The sequence below is a fragment of the Streptomyces lunalinharesii genome (genome assembly GCF_039532155.1).
In the GTDB taxonomy this organism is placed as follows: Bacteria; Actinomycetota; Actinomycetes; order Streptomycetales; family Streptomycetaceae; genus Streptomyces; species Streptomyces lunalinharesii.
Genome location: NZ_BAAARK010000003.1, coordinates 58,324 through 73,281, shown reverse-complemented (window position 1 = coordinate 73,281; position 14,958 = coordinate 58,324). Strand labels below are relative to the sequence as shown.

13 protein-coding genes are annotated in these 14,958 nt (G+C 73.8%); 6 read left to right on the top strand and 7 right to left on the bottom strand.

What is annotated here, in order from left to right; translation table 11 throughout:
- Window positions 1-223 precede the first annotated feature (223 nt).
- Window positions 224-886: an endonuclease NucS gene (nucS, locus tag ABD385_RS06310; protein WP_344573986.1), complete on the top strand. Its 663-nt coding sequence runs from the start codon at window positions 224-226 to the stop codon at window positions 884-886.
- Window positions 887-1,025: 139 nt separating this feature from the next.
- Here the strand turns inward: nucS and ABD385_RS06305 are convergent, their stop codons facing one another.
- From ABD385_RS06305 to ABD385_RS06295, 3 genes are all read right to left on the bottom strand, one after another.
- A complete protein-coding gene (locus ABD385_RS06305; RefSeq protein WP_344573985.1) occupies window positions 1,026-3,707 on the bottom strand; it encodes a P-loop NTPase family protein in 2,682 nt (893 codons plus the stop codon).
- 278 nt (window positions 3,708-3,985) lie between these two features.
- Window positions 3,986-4,309: an STAS domain-containing protein gene (locus ABD385_RS06300; protein WP_344573983.1), complete on the bottom strand. Its 324-nt coding sequence runs from the start codon at window positions 4,307-4,309 to the stop codon at window positions 3,986-3,988.
- Window positions 4,310-4,454: 145 nt separating this feature from the next.
- Entirely contained in the window at window positions 4,455-5,303 is an 849-nt protein-coding gene (locus ABD385_RS06295) for a 3-hydroxyacyl-CoA dehydrogenase family protein (protein ID WP_344573982.1), read from the bottom strand.
- A 305-nt stretch (window positions 5,304-5,608) separates the two neighbouring features.
- On the opposite strand from ABD385_RS06295, the gene ABD385_RS06290 reads away from it, so the two are divergent.
- Window positions 5,609-6,181: a cob(I)yrinic acid a,c-diamide adenosyltransferase gene (locus ABD385_RS06290; protein ID WP_344573981.1), complete on the top strand. Its 573-nt coding sequence runs from the start codon at window positions 5,609-5,611 to the stop codon at window positions 6,179-6,181.
- A gap of 10 nt (window positions 6,182-6,191) precedes the next feature.
- Here the strand turns inward: ABD385_RS06290 and ABD385_RS06285 are convergent, their stop codons facing one another.
- A complete protein-coding gene (locus tag ABD385_RS06285) occupies window positions 6,192-6,773 on the bottom strand; it encodes a hypothetical protein (protein WP_344573980.1) in 582 nt (193 codons plus the stop codon).
- 207 nt (window positions 6,774-6,980) lie between these two features.
- On the opposite strand from ABD385_RS06285, the gene ABD385_RS06280 reads away from it, so the two are divergent.
- Both ABD385_RS06280 and ABD385_RS06275 read left to right on the top strand, forming a co-directional pair.
- Window positions 6,981-8,210 carry a sensor histidine kinase gene (locus ABD385_RS06280; RefSeq protein ID WP_344573978.1) on the top strand — a complete coding sequence of 410 codons (1,230 nt, stop codon included), beginning with the start codon at window positions 6,981-6,983 and terminating at the stop codon, window positions 8,208-8,210.
- Complete coding sequence (locus tag ABD385_RS06275) at window positions 8,207-8,896, top strand: response regulator (RefSeq protein WP_344573977.1); 690 nt, start codon at window positions 8,207-8,209, stop codon at window positions 8,894-8,896. Before ABD385_RS06280 ends, ABD385_RS06275 begins: the two co-directional genes overlap by 4 nt.
- A 51-nt stretch (window positions 8,897-8,947) precedes the next feature.
- Here ABD385_RS06275 and ABD385_RS06270 read toward each other — a convergent pair whose 3' ends face one another.
- The 3 genes from ABD385_RS06270 to ABD385_RS06260 all read right to left on the bottom strand — a co-directional run bounded on the left by ABD385_RS06270 (window position 8,948) and on the right by ABD385_RS06260 (window position 11,854).
- On the bottom strand, window positions 8,948-10,000 hold the full coding sequence (locus ABD385_RS06270) for a dihydrodipicolinate reductase (RefSeq protein ID WP_344573976.1): 1,053 nt from the start codon (window positions 9,998-10,000) through the stop codon (window positions 8,948-8,950).
- Window positions 10,001-10,079: 79 nt separating this feature from the next.
- Complete coding sequence (locus ABD385_RS06265; protein ID WP_344573975.1) at window positions 10,080-10,904, bottom strand: 4'-phosphopantetheinyl transferase family protein; 825 nt, start codon at window positions 10,902-10,904, stop codon at window positions 10,080-10,082.
- Window positions 10,901-11,854, bottom strand: a complete 954-nt coding sequence (locus ABD385_RS06260) for a quinone oxidoreductase family protein (protein ID WP_344573974.1) — start codon at window positions 11,852-11,854, stop codon at window positions 10,901-10,903. Before ABD385_RS06260 ends, ABD385_RS06265 begins: the two co-directional genes overlap by 4 nt.
- Window positions 11,855-12,141: 287 nt before the next feature.
- Between ABD385_RS06260 and ABD385_RS06255 the strand changes: the two genes are divergently transcribed.
- Complete coding sequence (locus ABD385_RS06255) at window positions 12,142-13,527, top strand: cytochrome P450 (protein ID WP_344573973.1); 1,386 nt, start codon at window positions 12,142-12,144, stop codon at window positions 13,525-13,527.
- A gap of 34 nt (window positions 13,528-13,561) precedes the next feature.
- Window positions 13,562-14,950, top strand: coding sequence for a cytochrome P450 (locus ABD385_RS06250; RefSeq protein WP_344573972.1), 1,389 nt, complete (start codon window positions 13,562-13,564; stop codon window positions 14,948-14,950).
- The last annotated feature ends 8 nt before the right edge of the window (window positions 14,951-14,958 follow it).

The following is a 14,958-nucleotide window of genomic DNA, read 5'->3' as shown; positions in this document are numbered from 1 at the left end:
CGAACGGGGCCTTATGGATGGGACAAGGGGAATTCGCGACAGAGCGTGTTCGCCCCGCGACCCCCCGCGTCAACGGTATGCCGCGCAAGGGGCCCGCACCAGGAGATTGGACATACAACCGGCCAAGGACCCGCGCCGGGGGTGCGGGGGTTTCCGCCGTAAAGGGACCCCGGGGCGGGGGCGAATCGCGTCGGCGGCCCCGGCTGGAGTAGCGTGGCGCACCATGCGTCTCGTCATCGCCCGCTGCTCCGTGGACTACGCGGGTCGGCTCACGGCCCACCTTCCTTCCGCCCCCCGCCTCATCCTGGTGAAGGCGGACGGCTCCGTCTCCATCCATGCGGACGACCGGGCCTACAAACCCCTCAACTGGATGTCCCCGCCCTGTTCCCTCAAGGAGGGCGACGGCAACGTCTGGACGGTGGAGAACAAGGGCGGCGAGAAGCTCATCATCACCCTGGAGGAGGTCATGCACGACTCCTCCCACGAGCTCGGGGTGGATCCCGGGCTCATCAAGGACGGCGTGGAGGCCCACCTCCAGGAGTTGCTCGCCGACCGGATCGAGACACTGGGCGAGGGCTACTCGCTTATTCGGCGTGAATACCCCACCGCCATTGGCCCGGTGGATATCTTGTGCCGGGACGCCGACGGGCAGACCGTCGCCGTCGAGATCAAGCGGCGCGGTGAGATCGACGGCGTCGAGCAGCTCACCCGCTACCTCGAACTCCTCAACCGTGACCCGCACTTGGCGCCGGTGAAGGGCGTCTTCGCAGCTCAGGAGATCAAGCCGCAGGCCCGGGTGCTGGCCACGGACCGCGGGATCGGCTGCGTGGTGCTGGACTACAACGGGCTGCGCGGCATCGAGGACGACAAGCTGCGACTGTTCTGACCGGCCCGCGCCGACCGGACGACGACGGCCCGGTACGCCTGCCTCCCGCCACTCTGGCGGGCGGCGCGCGTACCGGGCCGTCGTGACGTTCCGGCCTGTGCCGGGTGTGCCGGGTGGGGCCCGAGGGACGCCGGGGGCGTCAGCCGGCCGGCGTGCCCTGGCTGGATGCCGTCGACGGGTCGGACGAGGCCGGCGGGGTGTCCGAGGCGGTGGCCGCGCCGCCGTCGCTCGCGGACGGCGCCACCGCGGAGTTGCTGCCGGACGGGTTGCCGCCCGAGGAGCCGCCGGACGTCGTCGGCGGCTGCCCGGTCGGGGTGTCGGTGGGCTTCTGGGTCGGCGTGGGGTCCGTCGGCTCGTCGGTCGGCTTCTGGGTCGGCGTGGGGTCGGTGGGGCTGCTGGTCGGGCTGTGCGTGGGGTGGGTCGGGCGGCCGGTGGGCGAGGTGGGTCCGCCGGTCGGGCCGGTGGTGCCGGAGGTCGGTTCGCCGGACGGGGTGGTGGGGGCGCCGGTGGTGCCGGTGGCGGTCGGCGCGGTGGTGGGGCGGTGGCCCGGGGCGCTGGGGGTGCCCGGTCGGGTGGTGCCCGAACCGGTCGGCGGCAGACCGGCGCCGGTGCCGGGCTCCTGGGCCGGTTCCTGGCTGTCGCCGCCGGCGGCCGGGGACTGGTCGGTGGTGACCTTGTCGTCGTGCGGGTGGGAGGTGCCGGAGGACAGGCCGAAGGTGAGGGCGGTGCCGAGCGCGGCGGCCAGCAGCACTCCGGCGCCGCCGGCGATGAGGTTGCGGCGGCCGGTGCGCCGGACGCCGCGGCCCAGGCCGCCGGCGGCGCCACCGGTCTGCGCGCGCGCCGCGGCGGCCGCGGCCTTCGCGGCCGGGAGGGCGGCGGTGGTCTCGCCGGACGAGGGGGCCGGCCGGCCGGTCCCGGCGGCGGGTCGGGCGGTGACCGTACTGGCCGGGCCTTCCGACCGGGCGACGGCCTGGAGCTTGGCGGTCGACACCACGTCCGGCGACGCCTCGGCGGCCGGGTCGTGCGGCTCCGCAGCGCCCTGCCCGCCGACGGTGCCGCCGGCGGCGACGGCCGGGCCGACGGATGCCAGCAGGGTGGTCGGCGCGTCCGCCGCGGCGGCCCGGGACCGGTCGATGACGAGGGCCAGGGCCCGGCGCCCGGCGACCGCGCCGTCGCGGTCGGAGAGCACCCCGCGCAGGCCGATCGACGCCTCCAGTTCGGCGCGCGCCCGGTCGACGTTGCCGCTGCACAGGGCCAGCACGCCCAGGTCGTGGTGGAAGTACGCCTCCTGGGCGACCTCACCGGCCAGCCGGGCGGCCTCCTGACCGTGCCGCAGGCTGCGCTCCCACGCGCTCCAGTGCAGCGCCGCGGCGAACGCGGGGGCGGCGGTGCGGGCCAGCAGCACGGCGGCGGCCGGGTGGCCGTTCTCCCGGCTGCCGGTCAGTACGGCCATGGCGGCCAGCACCGCGTCGGATTCGGCGGCGGCCCGCTCGGGGGTGACCGAGGGGTGACCGGCCCACCAGGCGTAGTGCTGGGCGGCGGTGTGCGCCCGGGCGGCGGCGCCCTCGGCGTAGCCGGCCTCGGTGAGCTGCTCCTGGACGGTGGCGGCGAGCCGGTAGTGGCCGCCGGCGGGGCTGATCAGACCGCAGCCGAGGAGTTCGCCGAGGGCGGCGTCGGCGTGGGTGTCCTGGGTGAGGGCCGGCAGGTGTGCCTGGTGCGGCAGCTCGCCGCCCAGGGCGAGGGCGAAGCGGAGGGTCTCCTGCGCGGCGGCGCCGAGCCGCTCGGCGAGCAGCGGGGCGGGCGCGGCGGCCTCGCCGACGGCCGGGAGCGGGGCCCCGGGGCGCTGCTCCGGGTTCGTCGCGTCGGCCGGGCCGTCCTCGGGGAAGAGGCCGTAGCCGTCGTCGAGGGCGCCGGGTGCGGTCCGGGCCTTGTCGCGCTGCCGGAGCAGGGCGGCGGCCTGGACGAACCGCAGCGGCAGCCCCTCGGACTCGAACCAGAGGTCGGTGGCCCAGGTCTTCTCGTCGCGGGTGAGCGGGCGGTCCACGGCACGCTCCAGCAGCCGCAGGCCGGCGTCCTTGCTGAGGCCGCCGACGAAGACCTCCTCGACGTGGGCGTCGGCGCTGGGGGCGGGCGCGTCGGGGGTGGCGGCGAAGAGGAAGGCGCACTCGGGGGCGGCCTCCATCAGCTCGTCGAGCGCGGCGCCGCCGAACTCCAGGTCGTCGAGGACGACGACGGCGCCGATGCCGCCAAGCAGGCGCAGCAGCTCCGGGCGCTCCGGGCGGTGCTGCGGGGCCCGGTAGACCGCCGCGAACAGGGCGTGCAGGACGTCGGTGACGCTGCGGTGGTAGCCGGAGAGCCGGACCACGCCGTCCGGGGCGAGGTCGGCGACGCTGCCGGCGACCGCGTCCAGCAGGCGGGTGCGGCCCGAGCCGGCGGGGCCGGTGACGCGGACCGAGCGGCCGCGGGTCAGCAGCCGGACCAGCCGGGCGATGTCCTCGGAGCGCTCTTCGAGGAGGATCTCGTGGCCGGCGAAGGAGACCGGGCCGGACGGTGCCGGCGGCTGGGCGGCGCGGGCCGCGGCGGCGCGTTCCTGCGGGTCGAGCTTGACCGGCGGGGCGGGGCGCTCGCCGGGCGGGCAGGGCTGTATTTCGCACCCGTCGACCGGGTTGACGGTGACGAGGTAGTTGCCGGAGACGAGCCGGACGACGCGGGCGAGGCCGCCGGATCCGCCCTGGCTGCCGGTGGCCTCGGAGGGCGGCGGCCCGGCCGGACCGTCCTGCCGGCCGTGTTCCTCGGGCCCCGGGGTGGTGTTCGGGTCCATGCTGCAAGCTCCCAGATGTGCGTGCCGTCGGTGCTTCCGGCCGTCCGCACTCCCCCGGCTCCGGCGGATCTCCTCAGCCGTCGCGTCTGGTCCGGTGCCTCGCCGCGGATGATGGCACACGGCGGGCAACCGAACCATAGACCGATCCCCGGCACGGGGCACAGGCGGGGTGGCACCTTGACGGATACCACACCAGATCGGGCGATATGTACGGTTCGCAGCGCTTTGCCTGATATGGCCGTGGTGAGGCGGGGCGCGGGTGGTGACCGCGCCCCGCCTCACACCCGGGGAAGCGATTCCGCTTCGATCCCGCCCTCGATCGCGAGGATGCGGTGGAGCCGGGTGGCGACCAGGAGCCGCTGCATCTGCGGCGGCACCCCGCGCAGGACCAACCGCCGGTTGTTGCGGCCGGCCCGGCGGTGCGCCCCCATGATCACGCCGAGCCCGGTGGCGTCCCACGAATCCAGTTCGGTCAGGTCCAGCACCAGGTCACCGCGACCGGCGTCCACCGCGGTGTGCAGGACCGTACGGGCGTCCGCCGCGCTGCGGACGTCGAGGCGGCCCCCGACGACCAGCTCGGCGTGGTCGCCCCTGATGTGCATATGCGCTCCCCGATGTCATGGGTTGTGGTGCATTGTCGTCTACCGATCTGACTGCCTCTCATGCGGCGAAGTTGCCGTCTGTAAGCGAACCGATACCGAAATCACCCTGCGGGGTGACCCCGCCGGAGTACAGACTGACGCGGCGTCAGTGTGCGTAGAACCCCTGCCCGCTCTTGCGGCCGATATCGCCGGCGTCCACCATGCGGCGCATGATCTCCGGCGGGGCGAACTTCTCGTCCTGGGACTCGGTGTAGATGTTCTCGGTGGCGTGCAGCAGGATGTCGACGCCGGTCAGGTCGGCGGTGGCCAGCGGCCCCATGGCGTGGCCGAAGCCGAGCTTGCAGGCGACGTCGATGTCCTCGGCGCTGGCGACCCCGGACTCGTAGAGCTTGGCGGCCTCGACGACCAGTGCCGAGATCAGCCGGGTGGTGACGAAGCCGGCCACGTCGCGGTTGACCACGACGCAGGTCTTGCCGACCGACTCGGCGAACTCCCGGGCCCTGGCGAGGGTTTCGTCACTGGTCTTGTAGCCGCGCACCAGCTCGCAGAGCTGCATCATCGGCACCGGCGAGAAGAAGTGCGTGCCCACCACCCGCTCGGGCCGGGAGGTGGCCGCGGCGATCTTGGTGATCGGGATCGCCGAGGTGTTGGAGGCCAGCACCGCGTCGTCCTTGGCGAGCTTGTCCAGCGCCTGGAAGATCTCGCGCTTGACCTCGATCTTCTCGAACACGGCCTCGACGACGACGTCCGCGTCGGCGACGGCGTCCAGGTCGGTGGTGGTGGTGATCCGACCGAGCGCCTCCTCGGCGGCGGACGCCTCCAGCTTGCCCTTCGCGACGAACTTCTCGAAGGAGGCGGCGATGCCGCCCTTGCCGCGGGCCAGCGCCTCGTCCGTCACATCGCGGAGGACCACGTCCCAACCCGCCTGGGCCGAGACCTGCGCGATGCCGGAACCCATCAGTCCGGCGCCGATGACGGCAAGCTTCTTTGCCACTGCTGTCCCCTCAACCCTGTGCATTTGACGGTCCTGAGTGACGTTAGCGGTCACCGGCGATCGATTGGCGGTGAAGAGATGCGCGTCACGTCTCGGATGACGGACATCACACCGTGGGCCCCGCGCGGCGTCCGGGGGACCGTCAGGCGGCCGGCCGCGCGGCGTAGTTGAGGGGCGGACCGCCCGGCGCCCCGCCGCGCGCGCGGGGACGGTGGGCGCACCGGTCGCGGGCGGTCGGGGCGCGGCGCCGGCGGCGGTCGTGTGCGCCCGGGCCTTCCGCCGGGCCGCGGCGTAGTCTCAGCCCCATGGTGAATCTGACCCGCATCTACACCCGTACCGGAGACAAGGGCACCACCGCGCTCGGCGACATGAGCCGGACCGCCAAGACCGACTCCCGGATCGCGGCGTACGCGGACGCCAACGAGGCCAACGCGGCGATCGGCGTGGCGCTGGCGCTCGGTGCGCTGCCGGAGGAGGTCGCCGCGGTGCTGCTGCGGGTGCAGAACGACCTCTTCGACGTCGGTGCCGACCTGTCGACCCCGGTCGTCGCGGACCCGGAGTTCCCGCCGCTGCGCGTCGAGCAGTCCTACGTCGACAAGCTGGAGGCGGACTGCGACCGCTTCCTGGCGGAGCTGGAGAAGCTCCGCAGCTTCATCCTGCCGGGCGGCACCCCCGGGGCGGCCCTGCTCCACCAGGCGTGCACCGTCGTCCGTCGGGCCGAGCGCGCCACCTGGGCGGCCATGGAGGAGCACGGCGACACCATGAACCCGCTGACCGCCACCTACCTCAACCGCCTCTCCGACCTCCTGTTCATCCTCGCGCGGACGGCGAACAAGGAGGTCGGGGACGTGCTGTGGGTGCCGGGCGGGGAGCGCTGAGCGGCTGTACCTAGCCCAGGGTCTTGTGCCGGGGCCGGGTCGGGGTCTGCTGCGGTGCGGCCTGGTCCTCGGGGGCCTTCTTCTGCCAGAGGAGGTACGTCAGCGCGATCACGCCGTGGATCGCCACGAGGCGCACGGTCGCGGCCTGCCAGGTCCGCAGTGAGGCGACGTCCCCGTCGCCGACGTACCAGATCGCGCACTGGAGCAGGGCGGCCGCCACCGCGGCCATCAGCACGGTGCGCAGCCACAGCTTCGCCTCGTGCCGGAAGCGGTCCATGCCGTACCGCTTGACGGGCGGCGGGCCGCCGGCGAAGCGGTGCGCGACCAGCCGGTCGGCCCAGGCGAGGGTGGCGTGCCCGTAGGCGACGGTGTAGCCGATGTAGACGGCGGCCAGGCCGTGCTTCCAGTCCGCGGCGGCCCCGTTCTTCAGGTCGATCGCCGTGACGATCAGCAGCGCCAGTTCCAATAGCGGCTCCAGCAGCAGCACGGCCGCCCCGGTCCTCGGCATCCGCGCCAGGTAGCGCAGTGCCAGGCCGGCGACGAGCAGCACCCAGAAGCCGACCTCGCAGGCGATGATCAGGGTGACGACCACGGTGAATCTCCTTTCCGACCGCTCCGCGCCCCGGGCGGTTCCGGGGCTCCCACCGGGCGGGGCGGTCCTTCTCAGACTCCCAGCCGTCGGGGGCCCGGACGTCGTCGGCGGCGACGATCCGGCGCTGCACCTTTCGATGTAGTCGGCGCGGCCGAGGCCGTCCGCCCGGTGGCGGCGGACGACGCCGGGGCCGTGTTGGATGGAGGGGTGAGCGTTCGAGTCCCCGCCGCGTCCCGACGGCCGCACCACCACGACGTGCTGCTCGCGGGCGGCGGGCTGGCCGTCGGGGTGCTGCTGTGGCTGCTGCACCTGCGCGGCGGACCGCCGCTGTTCGGGCTGCCCGCTGCGGTGACGCTGCTCGCGCTCGCGGCGATGGCGGCGGCCGAACTCCTGCGCCGGGTGGCTCCGATGGCCGCGCTGGCGGTGGCGGTGCCGGCGCTGGCGCTGGACGTCGCCACCGGCACCCTGGTCGCCACCGTCCTGATGTTCACCGACGTGGTCTACGCCGCGGTGCTGTACGGGCCGCCGGCCGCCACCCGGTGGGTCCCGCGGGGCTCGGAGCTGCTGACGGTGCTGATCACCCTCGTCACGGCGGCGCTGTGGCCGAATCCGCAGGTGGTGCTGCTCTGCATCGGGATCGCGCTGGTCACCGTGGTGCCGGCCTGGACCGGGCTGATGCTCCGCAACCACCGGGACGCCGCCGAGGCCGCCCGGCTGCGGGCCGAACAGACCGCGCTGCTGGCCGAGATGGACCGCAGCCAGGCTGTGGCCGGCGAACGCGCCCGGATGGCCCGGGAGCTGCACGACCTGGTCGCCAACCACCTGTCCGCGATCGCCATCCACGCCACCGCCGCCCAGACCCTCGACGATCCGGACGCGACCCGGACGGCGCTCGGCGTGATCCGCGAGAACAGCGTCCAGGGGCTGGCCGAGATGCGTCGGCTCATCGGGCTGTTGCGGGACGCGCGGGCCGGCGGTGAGGAGCCGGCCGCCACCCCCACCCTCGACGGGCTCCGGGCCCTGGTCGACCAGGCCCGGGCCAACGGCGCCACCAGCGGCCTGACGTTCGTCCTGGACGACGCGCGGCGGCCGACCGGCCCGGGCCAGGCGCCCGTGCCGGCGCCGGTCGAGCTGGCCGCGTACCGGATCGTCCAGGAGTCGCTGACCAACGCGCTCAAGCACGCCGCGCCCGGCGAGGTCCGGGTGCGGATCGCCCACGACGGCCCCGCCGGGCCGCTGACCGTCACCGTTCGCAGTCCGCACGCCGAGCGGCCGGGCCCCCGCGCCCCCGGGTCCGGGGCCGGGCTGGTCGGCATGCGGGAGCGGATCGCCCTGCTGGGCGGGGAGTTCGACGCCGGCCCGACGGACGGGCCGGACGGAACGGTCTGGCTGGTGCGGGCCGCGCTGCCCGCCGCCGGAGAGGAAGGACGACGATGACAGGCGCCGCGGCGCAGCCGATCCGGGTCCTGGTCGCCGAGGACCAGTCCGCCGTACGGGCCGGGCTGGTCCTCATCCTGGGGTCCGCGCCCGACATCGAGGTGGTCGGGGAGGCGGTGGACGGCGAGGAGGCGGTCCGGCTGGCACACGCCCTGCGGCCCGACGTGGTGCTGATGGACGTCCAGATGCCCCGGTTGGACGGGGTCGCGGCCACCGGCCGGATCACCGCCGAGCAGCTGGCCGACGTCCTGGTGCTGACCACCTTCGACCTGGACGCCTACGTGTTCGGCGCGTTGCGCGCGGGCGCCGCTGGCTTCCTGCTCAAGGACAGCGACGCGGCGACGCTGCTGACCGCGGTGCGCACGGTGGCGGCCGGCGAGGGGGTGATCGCGCCGGCGGTGACCCGGCGGCTGATCGCGGAGTTCGCCCGGCCCGGGGCGGGCGGCCGGGCCGCGGGCGACCGGCCGGCCCCGGACCCGGCGGTGCTGGCGGCGCTCACCCCGCGGGAGCGGGAGGTGCTGGGATGCCTGGGCGAGGGGTTGTCCAACGCGGACGTCGCGGTGCGGTTGGCGATGGCGGAGGCCACCGTGAAGACCCACGTCAGTCGGCTGCTGGCCAAGCTGGAGCTGCGCAGTCGGCTCCAGGCGGCGGTATTGGCACGGGAGTTGGGGGTGGGCGACGACTGAGCGGGGTGCGGCGGACGGGTCGCGGCGCACCCCGCCGGGCGGGCCGGTCGGTCAGTCGGCCGCGGTGGGCACCACGGCCGCGTTGGCGGTGACGAAGGGGAGTTCCAGGATCGTGCGGCAGCCGGGCTCGGCGGCGCACACCGGGCCGATGAGGTTGACGATCCGGGCGGCGTTGAGCTGGATCAGCCCGTCCACGCCGAGGTGGGCGAAGTCCACCCGCAGGTCCGGGTCGCCGTCGATCCGGATGCTGAATTCCGGGTCGTCCTCGGACTGCTGCCAGCCCTCACCCAGGCCCAGTTCGGCGACGTGCTCCACGACGGTGGTGTGCCAGGGCTCGCCGGCGACGAAACCGGTGAACTCGTAGCGCATGCCGGCGGCCGTGCCCTTGGGGATCGTCAGGCCGCTGGCGGGCAGGTGCAGCTCGTGGGGCGCGGGCAGGATGTCCCACGCGGTGGTGCGCAGCTCGTCCAGCTTCAGGCCGAGGGCGTCGGTGACCAGGTGCGCGGCCTGGCCCTCGTACCAGTGGAAGGCCATGCCCAGCATCTGGGCGCGCTGGCTGTCCGGGCCGCACTCCTCAAGGGGGGCGCCGAAGCCGAGGAGTTGCAGCACGTCGCCGGCGGCGTAGTCGCGGTGGAAGTTGCGCTCCCGGGTCCACACCCGGCGGACGTTGGTGGTGTAGCCGGAGAGGACCAGCGGCATGACGTCGTTGAGCAGGCCGGGCATGTTGCCGCCGCCGGTGAGGGTGGTGCCGCCCTCGGCGCAGGCCGCGGAGAGCTCCGCGTGGAAGGGCGTGCCGCGCAGGTCGAAGCCGCCGCTGGGGGTGACGAGGTTCTTGCCGGAGCGCAGGATGCGGGCGGCCAGGTCGCCGTCCCAGAAGGGCGGGTTGAGCAGGACGCAGTCGGCGTCCAGGGCGAGGGCCGCCGCGACGTCGGTGGTGGCGCGCACCCCGATGGGGCCGATGCCGGCGATCTCGCCGGCGTCCACGCCGTCCTTCTCCGGCGACTGGGTGACCACGGCGACGAGTTCGTAGTCGGGGTGCTCGGCCAGCAGCTTGATCTGCTTCTTGGCGATGGTTCCGGAGTACCACTGGATGACCCGGTACACGGGCTTGCCTCCTTGGTCGGGCCGCGCGGGCCGGTCGGGTGGGACCGGCGCGGGCGGTGGGTGGTCGGGGTGCGCCGGGTCAGGCCGGCGGGCCCAGCACGTCGTCGATGCGGTGTGCCACGACGCGCGGTGCGTGGTCGAGGACGGCCACCGCGGCGCGGTATCCCGGGCCGGGGTCGAGGTCCGTCAGGTGCACCGGGCGCGCGGGCCCGGTGCGGTCGTCCCAGGCGAGCAGCCGCGCCGGGGCGTCGGGCGGACTCACGGTCAGGGCCGCGGGGTTGACCAGCAGTCCGTCCCCGGTGGCCTTGAGGACGGCTTCCTTGCGGCACCAGTAGCGGATGAACGCGGCGTCCCGGGCGCCCTCGGCGAGGCTCCGCAGGGTGTGCTGTTCGGCGGCGGACAGTACGGTGCGGGCCAGGTCCTCCCGGTGGTGGCCGACGCGTTCGAGGTCCACGCCGACGTCGGCGTCCAGGGTGAGCGCGACGGCGACCCGCTCGTCGGAGTGCGAGAGGGAGAGCTGCAACGGGAACGGCGGGTCGACCAGGCGGGGCTTGCCGTGCGCGCCGGCGCAGTGCTTGCAGACGGCGGTGAACCGCAACGCGGCCGGCCGCACGCCGTATTGGGCCGCGATGACCTTGCGGGCCAGGGCGTGCGCCGTCAGGTACAGGGCGCGCGGCTGCTCGCGCAGGAACTGGCGGTAGCGGTCGCGTTCGGTGGCGTCCAGCAGGCTCAGCAGGCCGAGGTCGGCGCTGGCGTCGGCGAACCAGACGTGGCACTCGCCCGGCCGGACCCGGGCGATGCCGGTGTCGGTGACGTCGGGGGTGACGTCGGCGGTGGCGTCGGGGGTCGCGTCGTCCGTGGCGTCGGCGGGCCGGTGGGGGCCGGTGGCCGGGGTGACGGTCACCGGCCGGGGTCCAGGGCGAGCTTGCCGACCGTGCGGCGGGCGGCGAGGTCCTCGTGCAGGCCGCGGACCTCGGACAGGCCGCGGACCGCCCCGCACACCACCCGCAGCCTGCCGTCCGCCACCTGCTCGAACAGCGCGTCCATGGCGCGTTCCAGGAGTCCGGGGCGGGTCATGGCGTGTTCGAGCATCAGCCCGCAGACGGTGGTGGAGGTCTCCATCAGGGCGGGCAGTTCGACGGGGGCGGGGGCGGTGCGCGACGCCATGCCGTAGAAGACGAGGCGGCCCAGTGGGGCGAGGGCGGCGAGGCTCTGCGCGGTCACCGGGCCGCCGGTCATCTCCAGGACGACGTCCAGGCCCCGGCCGCCGTTGGCGCGGCGGGCGGCGGCCGCCAGGTCGGGGTCGTGGGAGTCGATGGCCTCGTCGGCCCCCAGGTCGAGGGCGAGGGCGCGCTTCTCGGGCGAGCCGGCGGCGGCGATCACCCGTCCGGCGCCGGCGGTCCGGGCCAGTTGGACGGCGAGGCTGCCCACTCCCCCGGCGGCGGCGTGCACCAGGACGGAGTCCCCCGCGCGCATCCGGGCGCTCTCGTGGAGCAGCAGCCAGGCCGTGGTGCCCTGCACCAGGAGGGCGAGGGCGGAGAAGTCGTCGACGCCGTCGGGGACGGGGACGGCCAACTGGGCGGGGACGGCGACGCGTTGGGCGTAGCCGCCGCGCGGTACGACCGCGGCGACGCGCGTGCCGTCGGCGGTGCGGCCCACGACCTCCATGCCGGGGATCAGCGGCAGGAGGTCGCCCGGCAGGGTGCCGACCTCGGAGAGGTGCGTGTCGCGGTAGTTGACCCCGGCCAGCGAGACCTCGACGAGCACTTCGCCCGGCGCCGGTAACGGGTCGGCCACTTCGGCGAGCTCCAGAACTTCCGGTCCGCCGAAATTCTTGATCTGCACAGCGCGCATGGCGGTCACCTTAAGCGGCGGACCGGAAGATTCGCCAGGGATTTCGTGAAGCATCCGGTGAACTGCCGCCGGCATTCCCCCTCGCCCTTCCGTCAACTCTCCCCGATGTATAGGATCTTTGCAGCACATCTGAGTCAACTGCCGGACGGAAAGCGACCTTTTCACCGGACCCGGCAAGTTCGTTCCGCGAATTTTGGCTGTCGATCGCTGCGGTTCCGACTGCCGAGGAGCCACCGTCACAAAGACGGTCACCTCATACAGCGCGTCGGGCACGGGGAGAGGAAAGCATGTCCACCACGGCTCAACTACGTCCGTTCCACGACATCCCTGGACCAAAAGGGCACGCCCTGGCGGGACTGCTCCCGGATTTCAATGCCGATCCCCTCGGTTTCCTGACGAGGGGCTTCCAGGAGCACGGCGATCTGGTCGCCTACCGCTTCGGACCCCGCAAGGGCCCGCTGGGCAAGACCATCCTCGCCGTCTACCACCCGGACCTGGTCCACCAGTTGCTGATGGACACCGAGCGGACCTTCGGCCGGGACACCGACGGCTTCCGCGCCACCCACGAGCTGGTCGGCCGCGGGCTGATGACCACCGAGGGCCCGTACTGGCGGCGCCGTCGGCACATCCTCCAACCGCTGTTCACGCCCAAGCGCGTCGCGCGGTACACCGAGCTGATGGCCGGCGAGGCGGAGCGCATCATCGCCGAGCACGAGCAGTTCGAGGGCACCGAGATCGACCTGCACCAGGCGATGATGCGCTACTCGCTGCGGGTCGTGGGCCGGGCGCTGTTCGGCGGCGACCTCGACGACGCGGAAGCCGAGCTGCACACCCTGATCCCCGACGCCAACCGCGGGATCATGGCCAGGACCACCCAGATCCCCAAGCTCCCGCTGAAGTTCCCGTCGCCGACGAACCGCATGTTCGTGCGCACCCGGGACGCGCTGTACGACCTGATCGAGCGGGTCATCGAGCGCAGCGGCAGCGGCGACACCGCGTCGTCCGAGGACAACATCGTCTCCCGGTTGCGCGAGGCGCGGGACCCCGAGAGCGACGAGCCGCTGACCGAGCAGGAGGTCCGCAACGAGGCGCTGCTGCTGTTCATGGCCGGTCACGAGACGACCGCCATGGGGCTGACGTTCGGCCTGCACCAGATCGGGCGGCACGGCGACGTCCAGAAGGGGATCGCCGCGGAGATCGACGCGCACCACGCGGCGGGCGGCACCGGGGCCGAGTACGCGCAGAACCGCGACACGCTGGGCCGGGCGGCGCTCAACGAGGGCCTGCGGCTGTTCCCTTCGGTGCACATGACCGAGCGGGTGGCCAACGAGGACCTGGAGCTGAACGGCTACCACGTCCCGAAGGGCACCTCGGTCTTCCTGGTGCCGTGGGTGACGCACCGCCACCCGGAGTTCTGGCCGGACCCCGAGCGGTTCGACCCGGACCGCTTCGTCGGCAAGCAGGCCGACCGCCCGCGCTACGCGTACTTCCCGTTCGGCGGCGGTCCCCGGGTGTGCATCGGCGAGCACTTCGCGCTGCTGGCCTCCTCCATCCTGATGGAGGCGCTGCTGCGCAAGTACGAGATCACCTCGCACGACGAGCAGATCTCGATGAAGGTCCTCAACAGCATCCGTCCGGACCGCGATGTCCGCACCACCTTCACCCGCCGTTGAGCCGGCCGGCGCGCCACGAACGGACGGAGAACCGATGACCACCACGGAGCAGATCGCGGCGTTCGAGGACGTCCCCGGCCCGCAGGGCAGCGGCGTCGCGGGCGTCGCCCCCGAGTTCCTGCGCGACCCCATCTCGGTGCTGGCGCGCGCCCACCGCGACCACGGCGACCTGGTCGCCTTCCCCTTCGGTCCCCGCAAGGGCCCGCTCGGGAAGGTCGTCGTGGCGGCGTACCACCCCGACGCGGCCCGGCAGGTCCTCACCGAGACCGAGCGGACCATCGGCCGCGGCCCGTCCAGCACCCAGGTGCTGGACGACATGATCGGGCGCAACCTGATGACCACCGACGGTGCGGAGTGGCGCCGCCAGCGCCGCACGCTCCAGCCGCTGTTCACGCCCAAGCGGGTCGCGCAGTACACCGACCTGATGGCGGCCGAGGCGGCCCGGATCGTCGCCGAGGACGTACCGGCCGGGACCGCGGCCGACCGCGTGGACCTGCACCGGCTGATGCTGCGCTACTCGCTGCGGGTGGTGGGCCGGGCGCTGTTCAGCGGCGACATCGACTACACCGCGCCGGAGCTGCACAAGCTGATCCCGCTCACCAACGAGCTGATCATCGGCCGGACCACCCAGCTCCTCAAGCCGCCGCTGGCCCTGCCGACGCCGCGCAACCGCGCGTTCCTGCGCACCAAGGCCCAGTTGTACGCCCTGATCGACCGGATCCTGGCGCGCAGCGACGCGGAGGCCGGCGGGGCCGAGCGGGACGACATCGTCACCCGGCTGCGCACCGCGCGGGACCCGGAGACCGGCGCGGGCCTGTCGGACGCCGAGATCCGGGACCAGACGCTGTTGATGATGATGGCCGGCCACGAGACCACCGCGACCGCGCTGACCTTCGCGCTGCACCTGTTGGGGCGCCACGGCGAGGTGCAGCAGACGGTGGCCGACGAGGCGCTGGCGTACACCCGCGGGGGCGGCACGCCGGCGGAGTTCGCGCAGCAGCGCGAGACGCTGGCGCGGGCGAGCCTGCTGGAGTCGATGCGGCTCTACCCGCCGGTCTACATGACCGAGCACCTGGCCACCGCCGACATCGTGCTCGGCGGGTACCGGGTGCCGGCGGGGACCGCGGTGTTCCTCTCGCCCTGGGTGACCCACCGCCACCCGGAGTTCTGGCCCGAGCCGGAGCGGTTCGACCCGCACCGCTTCGTCGGCGAGCACGACCGGCCGCGCTACGCCTACCTGCCGTTCGGCGGCGGTCCGCACGTCTGCATCGGCGAGCACTTCGCTCTGCTGGCCGCCACCGTGCTGCTGGAGGCGGTGCTGCGGGCGTTCCGCATCGAGTCGTTGGCGGAGTCGGTCTCCTTCCAGCAGACCGGGAACCTGCGGCCCGACGAGCCGGTGTGGGCCCGGCTCACCGCCCGCTGAGCACCGGC